The organism is Candidatus Poribacteria bacterium, assembly GCA_021295715.1.
Lineage (GTDB): Bacteria > Poribacteria > WGA-4E > WGA-4E > WGA-3G > WGA-3G.
Genome location: JAGWBV010000112.1, coordinates 5,873 through 15,759 on the forward strand (window position 1 = coordinate 5,873; position 9,887 = coordinate 15,759).

Consider the following 9,887-nt stretch of genomic DNA (forward strand, 5'->3'; position numbering starts at 1 on the left):
TCGTAGGTGTTAGGCACCTTAAACGCCTCAGCGAAGGCGTTTCGGGCATCTTCAACCGGATCAGAACAGGCGACGATGTCCACATCTGGGGAGGCATGATACCCGCGGGCATGCGAGCGACCACGTCCGCCACAACCGATAATTCCTGCTTTATAAGTTGCCATATAAATCTTCCTTTCATCGCGATCGCGAGATCGTTCCTACCGATGCGTTTAGTAGTTTGTCAACGTTATTTTGACTTTTTGTAAGTGTTTTTGATTGGGTATTTCCTGCGGGTAGAACGGAGTGAAACCCGACAAAATCGGTCGAGTACACCTATCAGTTTAGATGTGACACACTATTAGGTTAATTACGTGAGTTTAATAATAAAAATTGAAAGAGACCCGTAGGTGTTTTTGCTTGGGTGTTTCCGCCAGGTAGAGCGATGAAACCCCAGAAGCCTTCAGTTTACCCACAGACATCTCCTTTTTCAGGACACACTCAAAAAAATAACACAGCGAAACCCGACAATCCACTGCTACCCTGTGAGAATGAGGTAGGTTCCCAACGATACGCTTATGTCAAACTCACGTTTAATTGATTTACGAGTGTGTCCTCTAAATGGATACCGTTCGCGAGGTGTATTTCCCTCTGACGATACGCGCGTTCGCCTGGAATAAGGATTTCCGAAACTTCTGCTTCTCGTCGATTCTCTTTGACGCGCGCAATGAGGGTATCGACTTCCGTCTTGAACTGTATCAATGGAACAAAACTTGTTGGGTCTATCGCAACAATGAGTAAGCCGTAGTTTTTACCGGGTGGCGGGATTGTAGCGGCGTTGACCAATGCCCCCGCAAGGATTTGTGTGATGAGTGCAAGCCCAAACCCTTTATATCCACCAAATGGACGAACACTCCCCTTCAACGCTGCATTAGCATCTGTGGTTGGTTCACCCTCCGGATTAAAGGCAATCCCTTCAGCAATTGGGGTGCCCTCCTGCATAGCGACGAGCAGATCGCCATTGGTAATCGCAGCGGTAGACATATCAAATAGGAGTGGGACTGTGTTGGATGGGATTCCAACAGCAATGGGATTGGTACCTAAAATGGCTTCGGTTCCGCCTTCAGGCGTAATTCGGGGCAGACAGTCACCAAAAAGCAGTCCTATGACATCCGCCTTTCGCGCCATATCAACATAGTATCCTGCCATACCACAATGCGATGTATTGTAAACACCGACAATGCTTGCACCGCTCTTTTTTGCGCGTTCAATGGCGAGTTCCATTGCGCGATAAGCGACGAGGTAACCGGGTTGATTTCCGCCATCAATCCGCATGCACGGTCCGTTCTCCTCGTCAATCCGGATGTCAGTCCGTTCACCCTGTTCATAGCGGCTTTTAATTCCGGTTAATCGGATAAAGCCGTGTGTCTTTCGCCCGCGGAGTTCCGCTTCCAACAGGACATCTGCAATAATGTCGGCATCCGCTGGTGGCACACCACTCTTTGCCAAAAAAGTTTCCGCGAGCTGCCGCGCATCAGCAATGGAAATATGCACGTTGTCGCTCCATCCTTATAATATAAATTGCTTATTGACTTCTATTTTTGGGTTTGCTATACTTTAGCGCAAATCTGGTTCAAATTCAAGTCACTTTTTAACTCGTACTGTAGGTGTGGTTCTTTCAACCACGCAAAACACCCAAGGAGGGACTACAGATGGCGAACGAAAAACACGACCTGGTTGAATATCCAATTCAAGACAACGTTCGGTTAGAGTCATACTGGCGTGACGATGCTGGTGGACGCGGTCCCGCGGCTTCGTTATTTGTTTATGACGATGAAATCATGCGTTTCGACTGCTTCGGTGGTGATAATGGACATTGCCACTTCAATTTACGACAGACACGCGGTAGACGGTGGATGTACCCAGACGGCTCTTTCCAAGACCACATTCAGCAGAGCCTGTTCGATCTCCGCACAAATTTGAATTTCTGTCTCCAAACCCACCAAGATGAAAGGGTTCAAGAAATACAAATAGAGCAGCACACCTTAGAACAGGCAATCCCGCAAATGGAAGCACACCTGTTAGGGCTCGCTGAAAAACTGCAGTAGAATATTGGATGAAGAATGCAAGCAGCAAGCCAACAACGGAGGCTTGCGGAACTTATGCTAAAACCGCGGTTGAACCAATTCCGTTATTTCTCGCTTGGCGCAAGGACAGAAAACATGAAAGTCGTGACTGCGACGGAAATGCGCCAGATCGATCAGGATACTATTGAAGGTATTGGCATTCCCGGCATCGTTCTTATGGAAACCGCTGGGAGTGCCATCGTCCGCGCAATCGAACGACACTACCCAACATGCCAACGGATTGGCATTTTTGCTGGCAAGGGCAACAATGGCGGCGATGGAATCGTTATCGCCCGCCAACTTGCCCACGTAGGGCGCGATGTGCATCTCTTCCTCGTTTCCCCATCAGATAATTTCATCGGCGAGGCACAGACCAATCTCCAAATTGCGGAAAATTTGGGGCTACCCATTGAGAAAGTCCTGGATGAAAAGGAAGGATGGAAGCGTGGAAGTGCGGAAGTGTGGAAGGATTGGATAGCTAACTGTGAACTCTTTGTAGATGCGATCTTCGGCACAGGGCTGCGTGGAACCGTGCGTGCCCCAATCGCCGCCGTAATTAACGCTATCAATAGGCTTCCCACACCCACCCTTTCCGTTGACCTACCCTCCGGTTTAGATGCTGACACGGGACATCCATTAGGTACTTGTGTTCGAGCGGATCGAACGGTAACGATAGGTTTACCCAAAAGAGGACTGCTGATGCATCCGGGTGCCGAACTTGCCGGGAAACTGGAAGTCGTTGACATCGGTTTTCCAGAACAGGTTGTAGACGCACAAGACATCAACGTCAATTGGACATCAGCAACACAAGCGGCACAATGGATGCCACCGCGTCCGTTATCCTCTCACAAAGGGAGTTATGGGCGCGTTCTTGTCGTTGCCGGCTCGACAGGTATGACTGGAGCCGCCGCACTCGCAAGCGAAGCGGCTTTGCGCGCGGGGGCGGGGTTGGCGACACTCGCAACACCGAAACACCTCAACCCAATTTTAGAGGGTCTATTACCTGAGGTGATGACCCTACCGTTACCAGAAACGGATACCGGAAGCTTGGCAGTATCCGCAACTTCAGCTATCCTCGAATTTGCAGAAAAAACGAAATCAATACTTGCCATGGGTCCAGGGCTTTCCCAACACCCCGAAACAGTGTCACTCGTCCACGACCTGATACGCAAGAACCGGGAACAAGGACTCGGCTTACGGATGGTTATCGACGCGGATGGGTTGAATGCTCTCTCGCAAGATAGAGAAGCCCTCTCATTACTCAACAGTGAGACGGTGCTCACACCGCATCCCGGCGAGATGGCACGGTTAACAAAGACCTCTATCCCTACATTAGAGACAGACAGGATTAGCACTGCTCAACAATTTGCAAGTGAACACGGCGTAACACTTGTATTTAAAGGGGTACCCACCGTCACCGGCACCCCAAACGGCAACCTATGGGTAAATTCAACGGGTAATCCGGGCATGGCAACAGGGGGTATGGGCGATGTGCTGACAGGCATCATCGCGGGGTTAATGGCACAAGGCATATCAAGCGAAAGTGCAGCTGCACTTGGGGTCTATCTACACGGCTTAGCGGGAGACATCACCGCTGAGACATCAGGGATGCATGGTCTCATCGCAAGCGACGTGCTAAAGGCGGTCCCGGAGGCAATTTTTTCGCTAATACAATAGTTTTCGTGTCGGGTTTTTTAACGATCACTTCTGAACTACCTTTCCGTTGTCAAGATAGATTCAGAGTCTTAAAAAAACATTTATAACCTAAAACAGGATTTTCACCAATTTTATACCCGTGCCGACAACGGAGGCACGGACCAGATTCAATAGGTTAAAAATATGGAACTCGGATTAACTGGAAAAGTTGCTGTTATTACTGGTGGTAGTGAGGGGATCGGTAAAGGTATCGCGCTCCGTTTGTGTGAAGAGGGCGCGAAAGTCTCTATTTGTGGGAGACGTGAAGATGTTTTAGCAGACACCGCCGAGGAAATTCGCTCACAAACCTGCGGTGAAGTCCTTGCAATCCCAGCAGATGTAACGGAACCGGAGACATTAGAGAATTTTATTGCACAGACCGCAAGCCACTTCGGAAAGATCGATATTTTAATCAATAACGCGGGCCGTTCAGCAGGTGGTGACTTTGAAACCATGAGCGACGAAGCGTGGTACGATGACCTCGACCTTAAGTTAATGGGTGCTATCCGCTGTGCAAGACTGGTAATCCCACACATGAAAAACAAGGGCAGCGGCAGGATTATCAACATCACGCATCCAGGAGGCAAACAGCCCAGTGCAGGCTCCTGCCCGACCTCAGTAAGCCGAGCAGCAGGCATCGCTTTGACAAAGGCACTCTCTAAAGAACTTTTACCTCACAAAATCTTGGTTAACACAGTTTGTCTGACCTCGATTAAGAGTGCCCAAGGCGAACGCGCGTGGCAAGCCGCAGGTTCACCGGGAACGCTTGAGGAATATTGGGAGGAACGCGGTGCAGAACACCCGCTTGGACGTTTAGGTGAACCGAGTGAGGTGGGTAATCTGGTTGCCTTCCTTGTATCGGAGTGTGCCTCGTTTATTACTGGAACCGCTATCAACATTGATGGTGGACTCTCGGCAGTCGTATAGTAGACCTTTTCTAAACGTATAGAAAAGGGCGGCTCCCATTCCCTGGGACCGCCCTTTTTGGCGTAACTCGCAGGTTTCCAAAACTTGCTATATACAAAATTTTCAACTTATGGAGAACAACATGGAGATTTATAGAATTTATCCCGTCCCAGCGGCAGACGCATCAACAGCCTTTCAAGTGGAACTGGATCCGCGTGCGATCGCGGCATCGGAAGCACTTGAAAACAGCGGGGCACAAGGCACCGAAAGAGAAGAAATTCTACAGAAATACCTCGGTACCGATTATGAGAAAGGCTACCGAGGGACAGCATGGAGTCTACACGGTATCTCTGAGGGGTTGACCCCCGCACGCTTGGCGGTTTTGCTGGAAGCACACGGTGAATACTTCGATCCCTCTGCCGAACGCGAAACATTTGACCATAGTCTGATGGTTAACGTTGAAGAGGAATTAGCCTCACAGTTAGAAGATATTCCTGAGTCTATTTTAGAGGCAATTGTTGAGGAATATAAGACTGAACTTTTAGGCATGTGACACCATAATTTCTCAGGAACTTTTCTGGAGAGGGAGTGTGCAAACAAGCAAATGCAGAAATTTACCTTCACAATATCCCGATGAATAGGAGATTTTGCATATGCTAAACACAACCCTAAGATTAAAGACGCACACCCCCAGATCCCTCCTATTACATACAACCCTAACGCTTCTGATTGCTATCTTATTGAGCCTGACTTCAGTCACTCTGGTCGTCAAAGATGTGTTTATAGACTTCGATCCAGAGAACCTCTCAACGTAGATTAAGAATTTAACGCGGTAATGTCGGTCTTAATTGCCCAAACCAGGATTAGAGGTAAAAATATGCTTCTAACGCTCATTCAGAAAGAGATGATGCATCATGTTCTCAGTGTTCGGTTTGTCGCGCTCCTTTTGATGTGTGTCTTACTTATCCCACTCACACTCTCTATCAATTATCAAAGTTATCGCCAAAACTTAGTGGACTATCAAGAAGCGGTTAAACTTGCGAACATTGAAGAGAAGACGATGAACCCGAAGAGGCCGCTGGAACCTGAGATTGAAGTCTCCAAACTTATTCTTAAACCGACACCTTTGAGTATCTTCGCAAAAGGATTAGGGGACTCACTCCCCAGCTACCTTGGGATGACGCGCAACGGAATTACACAGGGACCCCCCGCTACGTTTTCAGCACCTCTTTCTCAGCTGTTAGGACATCTCGATTTTCTATTCGTGGTAGGTACCGTCTTCAGTCTGCTGGCATTGTTATTCACATTTGATGCCGTTGCCGGAGAGCGAGAGGCAGGCACGATTCGGATTACCTTAGCCAATTCCCTGCCGCGTGATCTCCTCTTGTGGAGTAAGTTGATCGGTGGATACCTTGTATTCGTTGTTCCATTTCTGGTGTCGTTCCTATTCGGCTTACTTCTGCTTGTCTGGCAAGGCTTTCCTCTGGGTGAATCAGACATTTCTCCACGAGTCCTCGGTCTGACGGCTATCTCGCTCCTCTACATCGGGGTGTTTTTTGCAATAGGGACGGTGATCTCTACTTACTTGGATAGTGCCAAAACAGCCCTTATCATCGCTTTCACTGTTTGGGTGTTTGCCGTGCTAATTACACCACGTGTCGGTTTTCTCGCAGCAAAGGTTATCGCCCCAACACGAACTTCGCAGAGCGTCTATATGGAAAAAACTGCCATGCGAGACAATTTTGATGCGGAACTGTCAGAGCAAAAAAAGAAAATTGTCATGGAAACACCCGCGGATGAGCGCGGGATGAGAATAATAGCTGGGGAGGTTGCGAACGAAATTGATGAACGCATGAAACCCTTTGAAGAAGAATACCGACAGAAATTTCAAGATCATGCTAACAAACTTGATCGGGATTACAAACGTGAAATAGAACGACAAGAACAGGTAGGGGAAACACTTTCACGCATCACGCCAACATCTTCGCTCATCTATCTCGCCACGAACCTGACACAGACAGGGAAGCAACACAGGCACAATTACTTTCAAGCAGGTGAGCGTTACTATAATGAACTCCATAGGGATCTTTTCAGTAAAATTGTAGATCATGCCTCCGCAAGAATGTGGAACCCAGCAACTGATATTGTTAAAATTACACAGCCACCACCTTTGGAAATAATAACCTTAGAAGAGACCTTCCGCCAATCAGCCGTGGACGTGCTCCTGCTCTGTTTCTTCGCAGTCATGTTGACCACCGTGGCATTCCTGAAATTCTTCAGATTGGACATTTGATACAGCAGACTGTAATGCACGTCGTGGAATTCCTGAGTTGTACTGTTTTTTGCAACTTTTCTGGGCAGAGAGTGTATAATAAGGAAAAGCATTATAGTCAAGCCCGAAAATATGTAGACAAATGAAGGAGATGCAATGAAATGACACGTAAAAATGTTGTGAAAATGCTCACACTTTTAATAACTCTGGGATTCGCCACCCTTTTTGGGTTCCAAGCAAACTCGCAAACCGTTAATTCCTTCATAGAATCGATAGAAGCCAGGGGCCCAGCACCAGATACTACTCCTGAAGAATATACAGGACCGCGAACCGTGAAGGGATTGATGAACGCCTTTGATACGGCGTACAACCAAAGGTATTCAAAAGCGAGGGTGATAGCACTCTGTGAGGATGGTGTTGTTTACAGTAGCGAACTTGCAATCAGCGGTGAAATAGATGCGAGACATTCACGAGTAGAGTGGCTTCAGATGCTTTTGCAGAGAGGTATCACTATAGAAAACTTCAACGATTATAGAGTCTACTTATCAAAGCGGCATACTTTGGCATTTTTGGAGGACAATCCGGATTTACAAAAAATCGGATTTCTTGGCATGCCTTTAACGGATGATCAGGCAGCTTATAAAGTCGCTTATATCGATAAGTTGGTAGCTAAACAAATTGAACGCCTCAAGAAAAAAGTTGAAGACACCAAGAAACGGATTGGACGCGTGAAGAAAAAAGTTGAGCGTGCTAAGGAACAATCCCATTCACAACAGTTTGAATACGTCAAACAACTTGAGGAGGCAAGGAAACAACTCAAGCGTGCACAAGAGACTTTAGAACGTTTCCAAAAACCGACATCGCCATCTCAGCAACCAAATCGGAATATGCGAAAGAGGTCTCCATATCCACCGCTATAGAGGAAAGATAGTTTTGTTAACCTCATAACCCGAGTTGGAAGTTTCTAAATTTTCCTCAAACCGACACTATTAAGCGTGTTCTAAGCGTGTTCGCTAACGGATTAGGGGACGCGCTGCTAAGTTATCTTGGGATGAGGCGTAATGGAATTATTCACGGAACTCCAACCTTAATTTAGTAATCCGGGCACTGATCAAATGTGTTTTCTGTAGTATCTGTGATTTTCCACATCTACACACCGAGTGCAAAGAGCGATTGAGAACAACGGGCGGGAAGCCCGAAGTTGCATTCTCTCAATCTGTAGATGGAAATAGTAAATCACAAACACAAAAAATGTCAATTAATTTATTCTAAAAACGAAACTGTTTTCCGCAAGCCCCGCGGCAGATGGACGATCACCGTGACAGGGGTATCCTTACGTTTTGGAATGCGGGATTTTAATCCGTGTCTTGTTCATACTGGCGAAGAAAGACTTCTGCTTGACGGAGGTAAGATCTCTCCCCTTTCCTCATGTGTATATAGGCTTTGAAGCCTTCATAAGCCGCCTTTTTTTCGCCGAGAGTATGGTAACAGACCGCCCGTTGATACTCGGCTTCATCCTCGAATCGACTCTGCAGTGGATTTTCCAAGAGGCGATCATAGACTTCTATAGCATGCCTGTAGGCACCCTGTTGCTGGTAGAGAACTCCGATTCGGAATTCTACATACCTGACGGAAAATTTTACCGATGGGTACTCTCTTATCAAGGTCTTGTATGTATCAATCGCCAGGGGGTCGTTGTGAAGTTTCTCCCACGCCGCAGCAATTCTATAGATATTAGAAATGAATTGATCGCGTGAAACAAAGTGATCGCGTGAAAAAATAGAACGCTGTCGCCGCCGTGTTTTTTCCCATTCCTTGCGATCCCTAAAATGCTTGACGTTTTCGGCGGTCAGTTTTTTGATTTCTCTCAAGTTTTCCCGAATCTGCGCCAAGTGCGTTCGGGCTTCAGCGGCTGCCTCAGTATCCGGGAACTTCTCAATGACATCAAGAAAGACGGACGTTCCCGCGGGATAGTTATAAAGCTTGTAGGAATAAACGCGCCCCAACTCGAAGGCGGCTTGTGGTGCTTCAGGGTGTTCAGGAAATGCTTTGACGACGGCTTCATAATAACCAATGGCTTGCGAATAATCCTGTAAATCTTTATACGCACCGGCGATCGCATACAGGGCAGCCGCAGCGGTTTTTGTCCCCTTCTGCTCTTTCTGAGAATGACGGCACGAGCGGTGCGGATCCGCGCCATGCCATTTTCGGCTTCATACACGTAATCGCCGGTAGGGGCGACATCGAGAATGTTTTGGTAGTGTTCCATCGCCAGATCCCAGGCGTAGAAGCGTTCATAGATTTTCGCCACCTGGTAATGCGCCCGCTTTGCAATGCTACTTTTCGGGTCACTTTCGATAACCCGCAAATACAGAGATTTGGCTTTCTCGTAGGATGCCAATTGTTGCCCCGAATGATCATCGGTTCTTCTCACCGCAGCACCCGCTCTGAGAACTTCGCCTGCTTCAAATGCGGTGTCTGCCCTCCGAAGCGTCGCTTTCGCCCCCAACGCAGGGATCGGAATGGCTTTCAGTCCATACCCAGAGCAGCCTACAAATATCAGGCAGCACAAAAGAAGGACACTCACGGTATGAAAGCCCTTTTTTAGGAGGGTTTTGAGAATCGGTGTCATCGCTCGGCACATCGTGAATTCCTCGCGTAATTGCATAGAAAACTCGCGTTTCAACCTTTTACCCCATTATTAATTTTATACTATTTAAAGTTTTTGTCAAAATTAAAATTACAAAAAGATACACTTTTTTACAAAAAAATACTTTTCTTGCAAAAAAGTGCATAATTCGTCAAAAAATCGGTTATCTTCTGTAGTAATACCAAATCTGAAAAATAAATTCGCATTTCAGAGATTTTGAAAGGCTATGAGATTTCCACATGTAAGTGGCGCAATTCAT

The 9,887-nt window shown here is 47.2% G+C and carries 9 protein-coding genes and 1 pseudogene; 7 read left to right on the forward strand and 3 right to left on the reverse strand.

Annotated elements, in window-relative coordinates; all coding sequences use genetic code 11:
* Positions 1-555: 555 nt before the first annotated feature.
* Complete coding sequence (locus tag J4G07_20325; GenBank protein MCE2416336.1) at positions 556-1,533, reverse strand: Ldh family oxidoreductase; 978 nt, start codon at positions 1,531-1,533, stop codon at positions 556-558.
* Positions 1,534-1,691: 158 nt separating this feature from the next.
* Here J4G07_20325 and J4G07_20330 point away from each other — a divergent pair, with 158 nt between their 5' ends.
* The 7 genes from J4G07_20330 (at position 1,692) to J4G07_20360 (ending at position 7,898) form a co-directional block, all read left to right on the forward strand.
* Entirely contained in the window at positions 1,692-2,087 is a 396-nt protein-coding gene (locus tag J4G07_20330; GenBank protein ID MCE2416337.1) for a hypothetical protein, read from the forward strand.
* Positions 2,088-2,102: 15 nt separating this feature from the next.
* Positions 2,103-3,782 (forward strand): NAD(P)H-hydrate dehydratase, encoded by a 1,680-nt coding sequence (locus J4G07_20335; protein ID MCE2416338.1) that lies wholly within the window; start codon positions 2,103-2,105, stop codon positions 3,780-3,782.
* Positions 3,783-3,944: 162 nt separating this feature from the next.
* Entirely contained in the window at positions 3,945-4,727 is a 783-nt protein-coding gene (locus tag J4G07_20340) for an SDR family oxidoreductase (GenBank protein ID MCE2416339.1), read from the forward strand.
* Positions 4,728-4,848: 121 nt separating this feature from the next.
* Positions 4,849-5,259 (forward strand): hypothetical protein, encoded by a 411-nt coding sequence (locus J4G07_20345; protein MCE2416340.1) that lies wholly within the window; start codon positions 4,849-4,851, stop codon positions 5,257-5,259.
* Between the two features lie 100 nt (positions 5,260-5,359).
* Entirely contained in the window at positions 5,360-5,521 is a 162-nt protein-coding gene (locus tag J4G07_20350) for a hypothetical protein (GenBank protein MCE2416341.1), read from the forward strand.
* A gap of 62 nt (positions 5,522-5,583) precedes the next feature.
* Positions 5,584-6,999, forward strand: coding sequence for an ABC transporter permease subunit (locus J4G07_20355; GenBank protein MCE2416342.1), 1,416 nt, complete (start codon positions 5,584-5,586; stop codon positions 6,997-6,999).
* Between the two features lie 140 nt (positions 7,000-7,139).
* Positions 7,140-7,898: a hypothetical protein gene (locus J4G07_20360; protein ID MCE2416343.1), complete on the forward strand. Its 759-nt coding sequence runs from the start codon at positions 7,140-7,142 to the stop codon at positions 7,896-7,898.
* A 435-nt stretch (positions 7,899-8,333) separates the two neighbouring features.
* Here the strand turns inward: J4G07_20360 and J4G07_20365 are convergent, their stop codons facing one another.
* Entirely contained in the window at positions 8,334-8,849 is a 516-nt protein-coding gene (locus J4G07_20365) for a tetratricopeptide repeat protein (protein MCE2416344.1), read from the reverse strand.
* 120 nt (positions 8,850-8,969) lie between these two features.
* Positions 8,970-9,113: pseudogene (locus tag J4G07_20370) on the reverse strand (tetratricopeptide repeat protein).
* Positions 9,114-9,887: the final 774 nt, after the last annotated feature.